This is a genomic window from Pseudoalteromonas sp. Z9A4 (assembly GCF_011378845.1).
GTDB lineage: Bacteria > Pseudomonadota > Gammaproteobacteria > Enterobacterales > Alteromonadaceae > Pseudoalteromonas > Pseudoalteromonas arctica.
The window spans coordinates 92,331-109,802 of the sequence record NZ_WTLA01000001.1; the positions used below are offsets into that span (position 1 = coordinate 92,331).

Consider the following 17,472-nt stretch of genomic DNA (forward strand, 5'->3'; position numbering starts at 1 on the left):
TTGTTTTACGTATATTGATAAATTTAGTTGTTGTTTATATTAACTAAAGCTTATTAATATTATTTATTTTCCCTATTCTTAAGGATAACAATTGAAAGGTTTACTGTGGGTTTTTTTTGAGAAGGTAGGAGTAACTCTTTTTTCTTTAGTTGCAACTTTTTGGTATGCAAATTTATTAGGGCCTACTGGTTTTGGTATGTCAATTATTATACTTTCGTCATCTTTATTTATATCAACAATAATAGAAAATTTGCAGCAGTACCCGTTAATCGCCGCAAATGAAAATATAGATAACACATTTAAAACTAGCGCAATTGGTTGGTTGCTGTTATCTCTATTAATATCTACATTACTCTATGTTGTTTTATATATAATATACGGTTCTGGTTGGTGGATTCTTATTTTACTTTCAGTCAGTTACATTCCAATTTCATCTATTTCTAGGGTATATATTGCTGATTTAATCATTAAACAAAAATATAAACAGCTTGCTTTAAGGGCTTTTTGGGGTAAAGCTGCAGGAGTTGGCGTTGGGTTATTATCAGCGTATGCAGGCCATGTTGAACTCGCAATAATATTACAAAGCTTCGTTGCTGCATTTATTGCTTTATTAGTTATGTTTTTTTCTCATAAAGATTTATTTAAAAGTGATAGTCACTTCAGTTTTTCATTATTTACTAATTTGATAAAAGAAGGAATTCCATCTGGTGTAGCGATTGTAGAGCAAAATGCAAAGAATCATGGTCTAATTATCTTTTTGGGTGCATTTATAGGTCCACAGATATCAGGTGTTTATGCCCTTGCAATTCGGTTTGTTGATATACCACGCAGTCTCATAGGTATAGGCTTTATTACATGGGCAACAGGCAAGTTTCATTCAGTAAAAAGTGAGTCTAGTGCTTTGCTAAACACTTTTAATACGGCTTTTTTATATTCGACAACAGTCTTAGTTCCTTGTTACATAGGCCTAGCTGTAGTGGCAAAGCCTTTAATATTAGAGTTCTTTGGTATTGATTGGCTCGGAGCTTATGAAATTATAATCGGGTTGGCAGTGTATCAATGTATCACGTCTTTATATTTGTACTTACCCCCATTACAAGTTTTATTTAAGACAACATATGAAACACTATTTGTAAATATAGCTTCTACCATGCTTATCTTACTTTCGGTCGTTTTCCTTTCTGATTTAACAGGTAAGTACTCGCCTTTAATTGGAATGTACCTTTCATTGTTATTTATAATACCTAAGTTTAATTATGCGCTTTGCAAAATTTTAGATATTAAAATTGGCTCCGTTTTGAAAGTAATAACAGGGTGTTTAATTTCTGCTGTAGGGATGTGTTTATTCGTAATATATATTCAGATTAATATGAATGTTGAGAATTTATATATACTAATTTTTATAGGTCTTTTTAGCTATAGCTTTATATATATAACTCTTTATTTAGCTAATATTATTGATAGAAAAATACTAGTTAACATAAAGAGTTTATAAACTAAATTCATTCACACTCAGATAATTGATGAGGCTGGAATGTAAGATCTCCATAATATGAAAATTTTGAGCTTTTAAAATCAACCGTTGCGTCATCAATGTCATAATTTCTTATGTCACATAAATGAGTATCTTCATTAATTTTAAAAGTAGAGTTAACGAATGTCACTTGCGCGTTAATTGCTTGTATAGCTGAACTATTAGCAGAGCTTATATAACAGTCAGTGCAGGTAAAATTATTATTCCATAGCTTGAAATTGTACCTTGCTTCTTTACCTGATGTAGAAGTGATATTTTCTAATGTAACATTCTCACCTTTTATATCTAAATCTGCATCTTTGCTATTTGATATAACAGTATTTTTTATTACTATGTTGCTAGTACCAGTATTAATCATTATACCGTCACCTTGTTGATAGCTACCACAGTTTTCAATACCACCAATATTATTAGCTATTGAAACTTTATCAATTAGAATATCTTTTGCTAAGCCTGCTATACTTATACCAGAAATATAACACGATCTTTCTAAGTCTCGAGATGATGTCAGACCATCAAATACAGAGTTGGTAATGCTGATGTTACTCGTGTTTGTTCCATTGATCCGTATGCCAGCTTTGTAATAACCTAAGCTTGTTAAATTATTAATTGAAATATCTGATATTACCTTAGTTGCATTGTAATCAATTTCTACGCAGCTCATAGTATTGTTTGCTGTTATATCTTCTAGAGTAATATTATTAACATTGTTGCTTTTAATTCTGAAACAGTGGCGAGTGTTTAGAAATGATATATTTTTAAATGTGATATTGCTTCTAGCTATTACAATTCCGGAGTTACTGCCTGAGTAATAGTTGAAATTACTCGTGAATGTAGCTCTTTGTGAACCTACCACTTCAACAGGGTGATCACCGTTACTTAAATAAAGTGCATCAGTTTGTTTATATAGACCTGGCTGCAATTCAACTTTATCAATAAGTGGATCGGCTAATAAATTATTTAACTGGTTGATTGATGCTGGGGAGGTTTCAGAATAGCCATTGCCGCTTCCTACTGTACTAATATAAGCAGTTTGGGCCTGTGAAACGAAGCTTGTTAAAAGAAATACGGAATTAATGAGAATAAATTTTTTCATTTTTATTACCTTGTTTAATTTGAAACTATTCGGTTAAATTTAAAGAATGAATAGGTAAACCAAGGTAATAACTAACAGCGAAACTGTTAGGTCTTATCTTCGCGGTAACCCCGCTACCATCATGAGTGATTAATTAAACACTCATATTAGGCCGGAAGCTTTGCGTCCTTGATTTTCACCAAGTTTGCCCTTTTCACTATGAGTTTTAATTATATCGGAAATGCGAATAAAGACAATGGTATAATTATTATTATGAACGTTTAATTAACAGTTCTTGTTTTAACACGATGATTTATCAGATATTAAAATATTGATAATTTTTAAGTATGTATTTAATGTAATTGTGGTGAATAATACTTTATTTTTAATTTAAACATGAGGTTACATGTGCTATCCTCTATTTCTATTTTTGAGCGTGTCGTCCAATTTAAATGTAAGTATAAGAACTTTCACATTGTAGGCTTGATAATTATTTTCTAACAATACTTAATAGCACTAATTGATGTTTTATTGTTATTAAATGCAATTAGCAATAGATTTTGTATTTGTTTTAGGTAATTGCCCGTTTTTATACACAGTATTGGTTTGACAATAATTAATAGGCGCAATCGGTTGAATCTCAGTTCTTCAAAAGTTTAATGTATGCTGAAACTTCAGTTTTTAAGGGATTTAATCTTTGTTTCTAAGGTTTTATATCAAGGATGTTATTTATATGAATACTTCAGTATTCCCAGAAAAAGAGAAAAGTATACATAGGCTACACGGAATTGATTTTTGTAGGGCCGTATTTATGATACTCGGCTTGTTTTACCATACGGCATTAATATACAACGATGGCTATGTATGGAGGGTATCCTCAACCGAGAGTTCGGTGGTCTTCAATTACATATCCGATTTTATTCATGCATTCAGAATGGAAGCGTTTTACATCATTTCAGGGTTTTTTTACTTTCTGGTTTTCACTAAAAAAAGTACCAATTTCCTGAATGAGAGGCTGTTAAGAATAATGCCTCCTTTGATTTTTTGTGGGCTCTTAATAAACCCAATAATGAATTACTTCAGTGACCAACGAGTTTATAACTGGGGGGAACTAATTTACTTTACGGATGGACAATGGTTGGGCCATCTGTGGTTTCTTGGTAATTTAATGGCATATTTTATTTTGACGTATCCTATATGTTCTTTTATCTTAAAAACAAATGAATTAAGTAAAAAGAAAATATTAATTTGTTTCTATTTTTTGATTCCATTTTTAAGTCTTTGTTCTCTTGCTTTTTCAAAAATAATGCTTTTAGATAATTTTGTTTTTTTTACATTTGATTCATTGTTTTACTATTATTTTTATTTTTTATTTGGGTGTGTGTGTTACAAAAATAGAGATGTATTCATTAGTATACTGAACTATAAAACAGCTTTTTATTCGGCTTTAATTTACTTTGTAATTTACCTCTTAATTAACTTTGACTATTTTTCTTTTTTGAAATCAGATTACATTAAGGGTATAACTAAATTATCTAGTGGTTTTCTAGTTTTAACTTTAATAGCAATAACTTACAATTTAGGTGTTAATGGTTCAAAATTAACGCGTAAGTTTTCTGATTCCAGTTACACAATATATTTACTACACCAACCATTGATAGTTATTATTTATTTTTTCTTTTTCGATGACTTTCACTTTCCGTTATTTTTAGAGTATGTATTAATAATATTATTAACGTTCCTAATTTCATTCTCGATACATCACTGGTTTTTAGTAAAAAACTCAACTTTACTTTTCTTGTTTAATGGTGTTTTAAAAAAGAAAACTTGATGCACTTAGAGTGACTTTATGGAAATAGGTTATCGCAATTGTAAATTTAAATATTATTTAAAAATAACTTTTATGAGATAGTAAACAAATGATTAAGCTACTACATTTATACAGAAAAATAACAAGCAAGTTACACATTATATTTTTTGGACGAATTTCACTTTTGAGAAAACTCGGAGGTAAAGTAGGAAATAATTGCCGTTTTATAGGCGAGATTAGTTTTGGTTCGGAACCTTACTTAATAAAAATAGGTGACAACGTGAGTATCACTTCAAGTCACTTTGTTAATCACGATGGAGGTGTTTGGGTTTTCAGACGAGACTTTCCTGAAATAGACGTAATTAAGCCTATAAACATAGGTGATAATGTTTTTATTGGAAGTCATTGTATAATTATGCCCGGCGTAACTATAGGATCTAATGTGGTAGTTGGGGCTGGTTCGATAATAACAAAAGACTTAGACTCTGATGGCGTTTATGCCGGTGTTCCGGCTAAGTATATTAAATCTTTAGCTGATTATAAAAAGTCTTCATTGGAAAATAACTTAAAAACTAAAGGTTCATTAACGAAAAAGAATTATTTGATAAATCATTATAAAATAAAATAAAATAAAATGTTATATGATTTCAATAAAAAGTCGAGATTATTTTACACTTACTACTCGCTTAACGTTAGATTACCAATAAATGTGCTTTCAGAGTTTGGCATATTAATTTTAATCGACGCTTTGTAAGCTAAGTGGTTTATGAACAAAAGTAAAGCGACGGACTTTAAGCTTTTAAGCCGATTATAATCATAGTTACACAAGTGAATTTACTATTTTGTATAGCGAGTTTTAGTTTGAATATAAAAAATGATCCAGCTGTAAATAGCTTTCTACAGCGAATGCCTGAAAAGGTACAAAAAACGTTCACAGATGAGCAGCTGATGCACTTGAAGGTCGCAATAGGTGCAAGGCAATGGGGAAAACATAAAATAGATTTTCGGTTTGTACTTAGTTTTTTCAGGTACCGTTACTATGTTGTATTTTTAACAGGTAGAAATAGGCGTGAATTAAGTGTGAAAGAACAACGAGTTTCTACTTTGTTACAGGCTTTCATGGTCGCATTATTTACTTTATTTATAATTCTTTTATTACTGTTAATAGCCTATCTGTTTAAGTCTGCTCTTGGCATTGATATATTTGAGGGTTATTCACTGGGGATTTGGTCCTGGTTTAAAGGTTTGTTCAACTGATGATTTAGTTACAAAGACAGTTTCAAGTAAGGATATTTTCCTTTTCAAAATTGACGACATTTTTATTTTGTGGAAACTAATAACATAGTATTGTTTAGTCACTCTTGGTGATATATCATACAGCAAAATATTAAAAGCTAATTTACTCGCTATCTACAGGGAAAAAATAGTATGACATCTACAAGGACTTTCAAGCCTAATAGCTCCTCTGATGCCAATTTTTACCGATTATTTGACATGTTTGCCCTTTTCTTGGCATTCCAATGTTCTGCTTTATTTTATGGTTTTAATTTGACACCTATTTATATGGTCGCAGTATTAAGCGTAGCCTTAAGCTTTTTATATAGCGCTGAAATTTTTTCTACATACCGATCTTGGCGTGCTGGTAAGTTTAGAACAATGGTGCTGTGTGCTTGGTCCTCTCTATTTGTGGCATTCACTTTTTTATTTATCATATCTTTTATATTTAAATTTAGTGATACGCTCTCGCGTTTAGGGCTAGGTTTGTGGCTTTTGTTTAGTATTATATTTTTATATTCATGGCGTTTAGTCGTGCATCTCTATAAGCGTAATAGACGAAAGCTAGGCTTGAATTTACGTAACGTCGCAGTTGTTGGTGCAACTGAGTCTGCGGTATATTTATATGATGAAATTATGAAAAATGATGAGCTTGGTTTCAAGTTTTTAGGTTTTTATGATGACAGAAAGCCAGAGCGGTTATTTAATAATGTAGCTTCTTATGATATTGCTGGCACAATTCAAAATGCTATATGTGCAGCGAGGAAGGGGAGTATAGATGTATTGTATATTGCTCTCCCTATGAAAGCGGATAAACGTATTGCTGATCTGCTATTGCAGCTCGGCGATACCACTGTAGATGTACATATTATACCTGATTTTTTACTTTCTAATTTGATTCATGCTCGTATTGAACACGTTGGTGAGGTAGATACATTAAGTGTTTTTGAATCGCCCTTTATAGGTGCCCGTGAGTTTATAAAACGCACGGAAGATATAGTTGTAGCCTCTATTATTTTAATGTTAATTTCCCCAGTTCTTGTTGCTATAGCATTTGCTATTAAATTTACCTCAAAAGGCCCTGTGATTTTTAAACAAGATAGATATGGCCTAGATGGGAAGAAAATTAAAGTCTGGAAGTTTCGCTCTATGACAGTAACTGAAAATAGTGATGTGGTTACTCAGGCGAAAAAAAATGATGTCCGTATTACCAAACTTGGAGCGTTTTTACGTGGTACTAGCCTTGATGAATTACCGCAATTTATAAACGTGTTAAAAGGCGATATGTCAATAGTAGGGCCACGACCACATGCAGTAGCACACAATGAAGAGTATCGTAAAAAAGTGGAGTTCTATATGCTTAGGCATAAAGCTAAACCTGGCATAACAGGTTGGGCTCAAATAAATGGTTGGCGCGGAGAAACAGACACTTTAGATAAGATGGAAAAACGAATAGAATTTGACTTACATTATATTAAGCACTGGTCGCTGTGGTTTGATATAAAAATTATTTTTATGACAATTTTTAAAGGATTTAAGAATGCAAATGCTTACTAAAACACTTGCCCCTATTTTGGCTGTTTTGAGCGTGGGGATTGCAGCACCAGCCAATGCCAGTTTACAACCGGGCAGTTTTATGACAAAAGATGGCGCAGAAATAACGCCAACATTACAAACTGGTTTGAGTAGTAATGATAATTTTTTTAGTACACCTGAAAACGAAGAATCGCGTTTAATATGGACTATTACTCCTAATATAAAAGCAGTCATAGAAAATGGACCAGATAGCTATAATCTTGATTTAGGGACGAGTAGTTCACTGCACAACAAAGATTCTGTAGATAACTTTACCGAAATAAATATTGGTGCCGGTGTACATAAAGAATTTACTAGCCAACATCGTCTAGATGTTAAAGGTAAGGCCGATTGGCTTTACGAACCACGAGGTAGTGGTTTGACTGAAGGTTTAGGCGATGCGATAGACGAGCTAGTTAAGTATAAACAACAAAATTTTACCGCACTATATGAGTATGGCGCATTAACCTCAAAAGCCCAGGTTGCTTTAAATGCAGGTTTTTATAGTAAAGAGTACCAAAACTTTAGAGCCGTATCACAGTTTCGTGACTTGAATAAATCGTTGATTGGTATTACTGGTTATTATAACACTCAAGCGGCGATGCGTACTTTTTTAGAAGTTAAGCAAGAAAACTATCGTTACGATTTTTTAGCCGCCAGTGGTATATCTCGTGACTCTGACGATGTTAAAGTGTTACTTGGAGTTGAGTGGGAGGCAACTGCTCTTACATCGGGAACATTTAAATTGGGTTACCAAAATAAAGATTTCACCTCATCTCAACGTGAGAATTTTAGTGGTTTAAGTTGGGATGCTACCGTTAACTGGCAGCCACTTAGTTACTCAACAATTCAGGTCGCTACTAGTCGATCTGCAAAAGATCCCCTAGTACAAGGTGATTATATTGAAGAAAGTAGCTATGGTGTTAATTGGACCCATGGTTGGAGTGATTATTTAACATCACTTGCTGCGATTAATTATGTAGATGAGCAATATACGGGTAATATTGGTCGTCAAGATAAAACTAAAAATGCACGCTTAGGTTTAAATTACGTTGTAAGTAAGTTTGGTATGGTTTCTACTTATGTAGATTTTATTGATAAAGATTCAACTCAAACTACCATTAAGTTTGATCGTGTTATTGTAGGCGTTAATTTTACATTTGCTTTAAAGGCTAGTTAATGAAGTTTATTTTTGGTTTAGTGCTGCTTCTATTAAGCAGTTTTTGTTTTGCGCAATCTGCGCAAAGCTACGTGTTGGGTGCAGGTGATAAGGTTGAAATAAAAGTTTTTGGCCAACCTGATTTAGAAGTCACTGCACTTTTAGGTAATAGTGGGGAAGTTAATTACCCATTTCTAGGTAAGGTTAAACTTGCCGGGCTTAATACATCTGAGGTTGAACAGGTTATAACACAAGGTTTGAAGCCTGGTTATTTGATAAACCCAAATGTATATGTTCAGGTTGTTGAATATCGACCTTTTTATATTCATGGTGAAGTTAAGCACCCAGGCGCTTACTCTTACCAGCCTGCAATGACAGTTAACCAAGCTATAGCACTTGCTGGTGGTTTAACTGAGCGAGCTTCAGTTGATAAGATATATATATTTAAAGAGCAAACCAAACAGCAGCAACTCAAAGGCAGTTTAAATAGCCAAATTGCAGCGGGCGATACCATTAAAATTGAACAACGCTTGTTTTAAGCAATTTACAAGGCAATAATTAATGAACCAAACAAATGAAAACCTAAATAATAACGAGGAAGTTATTGATTTGGGATCTTACTTTAATATAATTAAACGTGCCAAATGGCGTATTCTAAGTTTTGCTACCGTAGTTACTTTATTAACTATAATGGTTGCCCTTACGTTAGTACCTAAGTACATTGCAACTGCTACCTTACTTATTGAAGCTGAACAAGCTAAGGCAGTAAGTTTTCAGGAAATTTATGGTTTAGATTCAAATAAAAAAGAGTATTACTTAACCCAATTTGAAGTGATGAAGTCGGACAGTATTGCTCGTGAAGTTATTACCAAGCTTGATCTTAAGTCTCATGAAGACTTTATCAATAAACCTTCAGTTTTAGGTGAGTTTAAAACATTAGTTAAGGAGGTTTTCCCTTTCTTAAATAAAAAAGATTTACCAATACTTACACCGCAAGAGAAGAATGATAGAGAAATGTTAGGTTTGCTAGCTATTTTCAAATCAAGATTAGTTATATCACCTATTCGTAGTACGCAATTAGTAAATGTAAGCTTTGAGTCTAGCGATCCAAAATTGGCTGCATTAGTAGCAAATACAGTAGGTGAAGTTTATATAGATAACCAAATGCGTGCAAAAATGGGTATAACTCAACAGGCATCGACTTGGTTAAATACTCGTTTATCACAGCTGCGTATCCAGTTAGATGGGTCTGAGGCGCGTTTACAGTCGTACAGAGAGCAACAAAAGCTAGTTGATATAGAAGGCATTGCAGGTTTAGCTACACAAGAGCTTGAACAAATATCACAACAGTTGATAGTCGCCCGCAATGAACAAAACAACCTTCAAAGCATCAACCGAGTTATTAAAGAGTATGGTAATGATAATATAGACCTATTAGGTAGTATGCCTGAAATTACATCACACCAAGTAATACAAGACGTTAAGCGTGAAGTTATTTTGGTTGAACGTAAGTTAAGTGATTTAGGTGAGGTTTATGGATCAAAACATCCCAAAATAATTTCTGCAAAGGCTGAGCTTGCAACTGTAAAAGCTAACTTGAATAAGCAAATAAAAGGTTTAATTACAGGTATTGAAAAGGAACTAAATCGTATAACACGTACTGTTAGTGCGCTTGAACGTGATTTAGTTAAAATTCGTGCCGAGTATCAAGACATTACACGCAAAGAAACTCAATATAATCAATTGAAACGTGAAGTAGAAACTAACCGCAATATATTTAACACGTTTCTATCTCGCTCTAAAGAGACTGAAGTAACGAGCGATTTTAGTTCTGCAGCAGCGCGCTTTACCGATCTAGCTTATGCACCTAGAGAGCCTAGTAAACCAAGCAAAGTATTGATTATTATAATGTCATTTATAGTTAGCTTTGGTTTTGCTGTCGTGATGAGCTTTGTGTTTGATTCATTAGACGATACTGTCAAAACTAAATCTGATGTAGAAGGTAAATTATCACAGCGTATGTTAGGGCTATTACCATATGTAAAAACACCTAAGAATAGCTTTTTCCCTATCCATGCTTATCTTGATGAGCAGTATCGATTATTCGCTGAGTCGGTTAGAACCTTCAGAACTAGTTTATTATTAACTCAGTTAGAGCGTGATCTCAAAGTTATTGCTGTTACGTCGAGCTCTCCGGGTGAAGGTAAAACGACTACTTCAGCTAATTTAGCTATGTCGCTTGCACAAATGGGTAAAGTATTATTAATTGATGCCGATTTGCGTAAACCGAGTATCGCTAAACGTTTTGATATTCCGGTATTTCATCCAGGATTAAGCAATTTAATTGTAGGTACTGAACAGTTAAGTGAGTGTGTGCATATTGATGAACAATCGGGTGTTGCTATTATGCCAAGTGGGCAAATACCAGGTAACCCGTTAGAGCTTTTATCAAATGCTCGCTTTAGCGAAGTGCTTGATATACTTAAAACTAAATACGATCATATCGTCATAGATACACCACCTACGCAAGCCGTTAGCGATGCCTTAGTTATTGCACAAAATGTAGACTCGGTTATTTATGTTGTTAAATCTGACATTACTCGTATTAAACCTATTACAGCTGGTATTGAGCGTTTATTTGAAGCCAAGGCCCATGTTGCCGGTATTGTACTGAATCAGGTTGATATGAGTAAGAGAAAAGATGAGCACAGCCATGGCTACTATGATTATTTTGATTATTCACAAAAACCTGAACAATCTAATGCATAATTAGTTTGCAAACTTATGATTGATATTCACTCGCATATTTTGCCGGGAATAGATGATGGTGCTAAAGATTTAAGCGAATCTTTAGCACTATTAAATATTGCTCAAAATGATGGGATAACCCATATGGTTGCCACTCCGCATATACATATTGGGCGATTCAACAATTCGGTCACACAGCTATATAACGATATAAGTACTCTAAAAGCACAGGTATTAGCAAACAATATAAATATAAAATTGGCCGTCGCTGCAGAAATTAGGCTTGATGTTGAGTTAATGAGTTTAGTGCTTGGTAATAAGCTTCCGTTTATTGGCACACTTGACTCAGTAAATTACTTGTTATTAGAGTTACCACATTCACATGTACCACAAGGTTACGACAAGTTTATAAATTGGCTAGCTAAAAAAAATATAAAAGTAGTTATTCCTCATCCTGAACGCAATCGTGATATTCAATCAAACCCTTTTTATATAAATCATTTAAAGCAATTAGGTTGTGACTTTCAGTTAACTGCTTCGAGTATAGAGGGTTCATGGGGCGAAATTGCAAGGCGTATTAGTATAGATATGCTAGAAAAAGGTTTAGTAACTTATGTTGCGTCTGATGCGCATTCAGTTAAACGCAGACCTCCTATACTAAGTAATGCAAAGAAGATTGTGACTAACCTGATAGGTGAAAATAAAGCATATGATTTGTTTTTTACTAATCCAATGCTTTTAACAGAGTCGCTGTTTAATGAGTAATTTTAATGTAAAACGACTTACTCAAATAACTGTTCTTGCAGCTATTACATTGATCATAAGTTATCAAAGTTTACAAAGTATGCGTGCGAATACTTGGTACTTTAATTCAGTAAATATTTTAAAGCAGTCTGAAATCTTAATTACTCCTGTTGAGTTAAAGCTTGCTGATAGTGCAATTGCACTTGCAATAGATTTAGAACCCACCCAACCTCATTATTGGCAGCTTAGTGCATATATAAAAATGCAAAACTTAGCTGTAACAAGAGAGCAAGTTGACGACAAGCTGATGGTTTACCAGCAGGCAGAAGAAAATCTTTTAAATTCATTAGAGCTCAGAAATACATGGGCTGAAACTTGGATTGCACTAGCACAAGTTGTTAGTTATCAAGAGGGGCCTACAAAACGTGTATATGAATATATTCAACAAGCTAAAAAAGTAGGCCCCTACAAGCTTGATGTACAGCTTGGAATCATTCAAATATCATTAATACACTGGCAACAACTACCGCCTAAATATAAAGCTTTGTATGTAGCTGAACTTAATTTAGCAGTTGAATATGGCTATAAATTCTACCAAGTATTTAATGTTGCTAAACAAGTTGATGCACTACCAATTCTTTGTCTATCTTTGCAATTTGGTAAGGCGTTTGAAAAAGTAAGAAGTAGCACTGTCTATAGAAGAAGCTGCAAATAAAAACGCCCAGAGACTTATAAAAGTTCTGGGCTATAAAGCGACTCTAAATTGAGTCTAGCGTTAACTAAAAACTTTCTGGTTCATTAGGGAGAAGAAGAAAGTACTTAAAACTATAGTAAAGCTATTTAAAAAGCAGAACTAATTTTGCCACGTGGTTGCATTTAATTACAAGATATTAGATTAATTATGCGTAAACTGTACTTTAGTCTAATTCCAGCTTATTAACTGCGTATTTTGTACTAGATCTCGTGGTAGTGAGTTTTTAATCTTATTTTTCTGCCATTTCCCCAGCCCAATAGGGCAACCACACAGCGTTAATACTACTTCACCTATTGTTTGAGTTGCTTCAGCTAAGCGTATATCTTTACCTTGAAAATAATCATTGGCTTGCTCGTTATTTAGCGCGTAAATATTCGTTTTGCACTCGTTACCAAACACTGTAGCAAATTCGTGCGTTAGTCTTACGCCGTTTTTATGGATAATGCCAATTTGAATACCCAAACGTGCGTACTTAATTTTATTTTGCACGGCTTCAAACTCTTGTGGAAATAACCACAGTTCTCTATCACGCTGCATTAAATTACCTGGCAAGGTAGTTATCCCAAAGTGCTTTTTAAGCGATTGCATAAACGCGACGCTTTGTTTTTTATCAAACTCGTTGAACGGAAACGCGCCTTTTTTAACAGTTTGATTTGGGTTATCGCAACTTGCGTGTTTTTTAAATTTAGCGATAAAAAAGCCTTCGCTATCGAATGTTTGCGGCCATACATGCAAATAGCCTTCACTTGTTGTTGCTTTACTTGCACCTTCAAATAAATCACTTAGTGACTCAGGCGCTATATAGTCGCCAAATTCACTGAGTAAATAATCGCATACTTGTTGGTTTTCGAGTGGTGTAAGTGTGCAGGTTGAATACACTAAGGTGCCACCTGGTTTTAATGCGTAAAACGCGCTTTTAATTAAGTCTTTTTGTACTTGGGCTATTTGAATGTTTGATTCTATTGACCAATTTTTTAGTGCGTCGGCGTCTTTACGCACAGTACCTTCGCCAGAGCATGGCGCGTCTAGCAATATGCTATCAAAGCATTCAAACATGTAGTTGCCAAATATAACGCCATCAAAGTGCGAGAGCGCACAATTACCAACGCCCATACGTTTGAGTGTTGCGCTAAGTACCTTTAAGCGAGATGACGAAAGCTCATTTGCAACAAGCACGCCTTGGTTATTCATAAGCGCAGCTAGTTGTGAGGTTTTCGAACCCGGCGCAGATGCCATATCAAGCACATAATTATTTTGAGAGTCTGCGAGCTCAATACTTTGCTTTAATGCGATAGGCGGCAGCATTGAGCTTGCTTCTTGCACGTACATAGCACCGCTTAGGTGTAAGTCGGTATTACCTAGGGCTAGGTTTTGTTCTTCATTGCTTGGGCGTTCTAACCAAAAGCCTTCACTGCACCAAGGGATTGGGGTTAGCAGCCAATTTTTTTCAGTTGCACGTTTTACAAATTCTTCAATGCTAATTTTTAATGTATTAACGCGGATAGATTTTCTGAGGGGCCTACGACACGCATTTAAAAAGTCATCTAAGTTTAGATGCGCTGGTAAATAGGTTTTTACGTCATCAATAAAGTGCTCAGGAATAAAAGTGTTGGCGTTCACGCGTTAGCTCATACTATAAAAATAAAGCGCGATAATAGCATTTATGCGAGGTGTTTTCAGCGCTAAAAAGCGTAACATCTGATTTATTACGCTGTCGACACTTCACTGTTTTAGTCCATTGTAAAACCATTTTTATGCGACTTTAGGTTAATAGTGTCGACAATGAGCGTGTTTTTTAGCCATTTTGATAGGTTTAAGGGTTGACATGATTTTTTAATAAGCCCATAGTAACCACATCAATTGTCGACAATCTAAAAAATAACTTATGACACACACATTTTTAAACGAAGCGCCTATAACTACCGCATCAGATCAAGTATTTGTAGATATGCGCCGTGAGATTGTTGAAGGAAGCATAGTTCAAGGCAGTAAAATATCAGAGCCTGAGCTTGCCAAACGTTATGGTGTAAGCCGTGCAACGCTTAGAGAGGCGTTAAATCGCCTAGAAAGTTGCTACCTTGTTGAGCGTAAAGCTAACGTAGGTTGCCGAGTAGTTGCCCTTACTGCTGAGCGTTTGATTGAAGTTTATCAAGTTCGTAGTTCGCTTGAAGGCTTGGCATGTAGACTTGCTGCCGACAATATGGAACCCGAAGAAGTAAAAGGCTTAAAGCAATTACTTAATCAGCACCTACAAACACAACGTGTTAAAGAGGGCGAATCTTATTATCAAGAAGCCGGCGATTTAGATTTTCATTACCGTATTATTCAAGGCAGTAAAAACGCGCATTTAATTCATTTACTGTGTAATGAGCTCTATCAATTGATACGCATGTACCGTGTACAAATGGGCATGGTGGGGCCGCGTGTATCAAAAGCGTTTGATGAGCATTTAGCTATTATTAACGCGATTGAAAACCACGATGGCGAACTGGCCGAAATGCTTATGAAGCGCCACATAAGTGCATCGCAAGCAAATATTCAAACCAAATTTGATTTATTAACGGCTAAAAGTTAAGTAGAGCAGTTAAACAGTCACAATTACAGATTAAAACTATAAGTTACTCCACGTAGCAACCGTTCAAAGTGAGGAGAAAGTAATGTCAGCAGGATTAAAATTTAAACACGCTATTGCCAATAACCGCCCGTTACAAGTAGTAGGTACTATTAACGCCTACACAGCGATGATGGCTGAAAAAATGGGTCACCAAGCTATTTACCTCTCAGGTGCCGGTGTTGCAAACGCCTCGTTTGGTATGCCTGACTTAGGTATGACGAGCCTTGATAACGTGCTTGAAGATATTCGTCGTATTACTGGTGCTAGCGATTTACCACTACTTGTTGATGCCGATACCGGTTGGGGTGGGGCGTTTAACATTGCACGCACAGTAAAAGAAATGACTAAAGCCGGTGCGGCGGGTTTTCATATAGAAGATCAAGTAGCGCAAAAGCGCTGTGGCCATCGTCCTAATAAAGAAATTGTAAGCCAAGGTGAAATGGTTGACCGCATTAAAGCGGCGGTTGATGCAAAAACCGATAGCGATTTTTATATTATGGCGCGTACCGATGCATTTCAAAAAGAAGGTTTAAACGCCGCGATAGACCGTGCAGCGGCCTGTGTTGAAGCCGGTGCTGACGCTATTTTTGCAGAAGCCGTACACGACCTTGCTGATTACCAAGCATTTGCAAAAGCGATTAACGTTCCAATTTTGGCAAACATTACTGAGTTTGGCCAAACACCTATTTACACTAAAGAGCAGTTAAGCGATGTAGGTGTTGAAATGGTGCTTTACCCACTAAGTGCATTTAGAGCCATGAACAAAGCAGCATTAAACGTGTATTCAGCAATTTTAAATGAAGGCTCGCAACAAAGCCAAATCGAAAATATGCAAACGCGTTCTGAGCTTTACGATTTTTTAGATTACCACACGTACGAGAACACACTCGACACACTTTTTTCATCAAAATCTGACAAATAATAATTATTAAAAAAATAAAATCACACAAAAATTTAAGATAGGAGAAGAACATGGTAGATAAAGCATTAGGCGGCGCGGGTTTACGCGGACAAGTGGCTGGTCAAACAGCATTGTGTACTGTTGGACAAAGCGGTTCTGGTTTAACGTATTGTGGTTACGATATTAGCGAACTTGCTGAAAAAGCGCAGTTTGAAGAAGTGTCTTTTTTACTTTCACGCGGAGAGTTACCTACAACAAGTGAATTGGCAGAATATAAAGCAAAACTAAAAAGCTTACGCGGCTTACCTGATGCGCTTAAAACCGTGCTTGAAAATATTCCTAAAGACGCGCATCCAATGGATGTAATGCGCACGGGCTGCTCAATGTTAGGCAACCTTGAAATGGAGCTTGATTTTAGCCAAGCTAATGATGCAATCGACCGTATGATTGCTGTGTTCCCAAGTATTATTTGTTACTGGTACCGCTTTACACACGATGGCGTACGCATTGAAACACAAACAGATGACGACTCTGTTGGCGCACATTTTTTAACGCTGTTACACGACAAAGCACCTAGCGAGTTATTTGCACAAGTGATGAACGTATCACTAATTTTATACGCAGAGCACGAGTTTAATGCTTCTACATTTGCGGGTCGTGTGTGTGCATCAACGCTTTCTGATATTCATTCTTGTGTAACTGGTGCGATTGGCACGCTGCGTGGTCCATTACATGGTGGTGCTAACGAAGCGGCAATGGATATGATTCAAGGCTTTACAAGTGCTGAGCATGCTGAGCAAGAAGTAATGGGCATGCTTGAACGTAAAGATAAAATAATGGGATTTGGTCACGCGATTTATCGCGAATCGGATCCGCGTAACGTAATTATTAAAAAGTGGTCTGAAAAACTAGCTACTGAAGTCGGTGATACCGTGCTTTATCCTGTGTCTGTTCGTTGTGAAGAGATTATGTGGCGCGAGAAAAAACTGTTTTGTAATGCCGATTTTTTCCATGCATCTGCTTATCACTTTATGGATATTCCGACTAAGTTATTTACGCCAATATTTGTAATGAGCCGTGTTACTGGTTGGACTGCACATGTAAAAGAGCAACGCGCTAACAACCGTATTATTCGCCCAAGTGCCGATTACACAGGGCCTGATGCACGTAGTTACACACCAATCGAATCAAGAAGTTAATTATTTTTAACTAAGGTGAGCCAATGGCTCACCTTTTACGGCTTTAATGCTTTATATAATAAAAACAACTACAAACCTAAAGCC

Annotated in this window: 14 protein-coding genes and 1 riboswitch; of the genes, 12 read left to right on the plus strand and 2 right to left on the minus strand. The window is 35.4% G+C overall.

The window, feature by feature from the left end; genetic code table 11:
- The first annotated feature begins 91 nt into the window (after positions 1-91).
- Positions 92-1,495, plus strand: coding sequence for an oligosaccharide flippase family protein (locus GQR54_RS00385; protein WP_166376189.1), 1,404 nt, complete (start codon positions 92-94; stop codon positions 1,493-1,495).
- A 7-nt stretch (positions 1,496-1,502) separates the two neighbouring features.
- Here the strand turns inward: GQR54_RS00385 and GQR54_RS00390 are convergent, their stop codons facing one another.
- Positions 1,503-2,630 (minus strand): hypothetical protein, encoded by a 1,128-nt coding sequence (locus GQR54_RS00390; RefSeq protein ID WP_166376190.1) that lies wholly within the window; start codon positions 2,628-2,630, stop codon positions 1,503-1,505.
- A 100-nt stretch (positions 2,631-2,730) separates the two neighbouring features.
- Positions 2,731-2,829, minus strand: a riboswitch (cyclic di-GMP riboswitch).
- Between the two features lie 1,699 nt (positions 2,830-4,528).
- On the opposite strand from GQR54_RS00390, the gene GQR54_RS00400 reads away from it, so the two are divergent.
- The 8 genes from GQR54_RS00400 to GQR54_RS00435 all read left to right on the plus strand — a co-directional run bounded on the left by GQR54_RS00400 (position 4,529) and on the right by GQR54_RS00435 (position 12,635).
- Entirely contained in the window at positions 4,529-5,047 is a 519-nt protein-coding gene (locus tag GQR54_RS00400) for an acyltransferase (protein WP_166376192.1), read from the plus strand.
- A 233-nt stretch (positions 5,048-5,280) separates the two neighbouring features.
- Positions 5,281-5,676 carry a 3-phosphoshikimate 1-carboxyvinyltransferase gene (locus GQR54_RS00405; RefSeq protein ID WP_240918842.1) on the plus strand — a complete coding sequence of 132 codons (396 nt, stop codon included), beginning with the start codon at positions 5,281-5,283 and terminating at the stop codon, positions 5,674-5,676.
- Positions 5,677-5,847: 171 nt separating this feature from the next.
- Positions 5,848-7,251 carry an undecaprenyl-phosphate glucose phosphotransferase gene (locus GQR54_RS00410; RefSeq protein ID WP_166376193.1) on the plus strand — a complete coding sequence of 468 codons (1,404 nt, stop codon included), beginning with the start codon at positions 5,848-5,850 and terminating at the stop codon, positions 7,249-7,251.
- Positions 7,235-8,449 carry an outer membrane beta-barrel protein gene (locus GQR54_RS00415; protein WP_166376194.1) on the plus strand — a complete coding sequence of 405 codons (1,215 nt, stop codon included), beginning with the start codon at positions 7,235-7,237 and terminating at the stop codon, positions 8,447-8,449. Before GQR54_RS00410 ends, GQR54_RS00415 begins: the two co-directional genes overlap by 17 nt.
- Positions 8,449-8,967, plus strand: coding sequence for a polysaccharide biosynthesis/export family protein (locus GQR54_RS00420; RefSeq protein ID WP_166376195.1), 519 nt, complete (start codon positions 8,449-8,451; stop codon positions 8,965-8,967). The genes GQR54_RS00415 and GQR54_RS00420 overlap by 1 nt, the downstream gene beginning before the upstream one ends.
- 22 nt (positions 8,968-8,989) lie before the next feature.
- Positions 8,990-11,197: a polysaccharide biosynthesis tyrosine autokinase gene (locus GQR54_RS00425; RefSeq protein ID WP_166376196.1), complete on the plus strand. Its 2,208-nt coding sequence runs from the start codon at positions 8,990-8,992 to the stop codon at positions 11,195-11,197.
- Between the two features lie 15 nt (positions 11,198-11,212).
- Positions 11,213-11,941, plus strand: a complete 729-nt coding sequence (locus tag GQR54_RS00430) for a CpsB/CapC family capsule biosynthesis tyrosine phosphatase (RefSeq protein ID WP_166376197.1) — start codon at positions 11,213-11,215, stop codon at positions 11,939-11,941.
- A complete protein-coding gene (locus tag GQR54_RS00435; RefSeq protein ID WP_166376198.1) occupies positions 11,934-12,635 on the plus strand; it encodes a VpsP family polysaccharide biosynthesis protein in 702 nt (233 codons plus the stop codon). The genes GQR54_RS00430 and GQR54_RS00435 overlap by 8 nt, the downstream gene beginning before the upstream one ends.
- A gap of 207 nt (positions 12,636-12,842) precedes the next feature.
- Here the strand turns inward: GQR54_RS00435 and rsmF are convergent, their stop codons facing one another.
- A complete protein-coding gene (rsmF, locus tag GQR54_RS00440; RefSeq protein ID WP_166376199.1) occupies positions 12,843-14,294 on the minus strand; it encodes a 16S rRNA (cytosine(1407)-C(5))-methyltransferase RsmF in 1,452 nt (483 codons plus the stop codon).
- A 265-nt stretch (positions 14,295-14,559) separates the two neighbouring features.
- On the opposite strand from rsmF, the gene GQR54_RS00445 reads away from it, so the two are divergent.
- The 3 genes from GQR54_RS00445 (at position 14,560) to prpC (ending at position 17,388) form a co-directional block, all read left to right on the plus strand.
- Positions 14,560-15,249, plus strand: a complete 690-nt coding sequence (locus GQR54_RS00445) for a GntR family transcriptional regulator (protein ID WP_024590401.1) — start codon at positions 14,560-14,562, stop codon at positions 15,247-15,249.
- Between the two features lie 82 nt (positions 15,250-15,331).
- On the plus strand, positions 15,332-16,210 hold the full coding sequence (gene prpB / locus GQR54_RS00450; protein WP_002962361.1) for a methylisocitrate lyase: 879 nt from the start codon (positions 15,332-15,334) through the stop codon (positions 16,208-16,210).
- A gap of 50 nt (positions 16,211-16,260) precedes the next feature.
- Positions 16,261-17,388 carry a 2-methylcitrate synthase gene (prpC, locus tag GQR54_RS00455; protein WP_166376200.1) on the plus strand — a complete coding sequence of 376 codons (1,128 nt, stop codon included), beginning with the start codon at positions 16,261-16,263 and terminating at the stop codon, positions 17,386-17,388.
- Positions 17,389-17,472 lie beyond the last annotated feature (84 nt).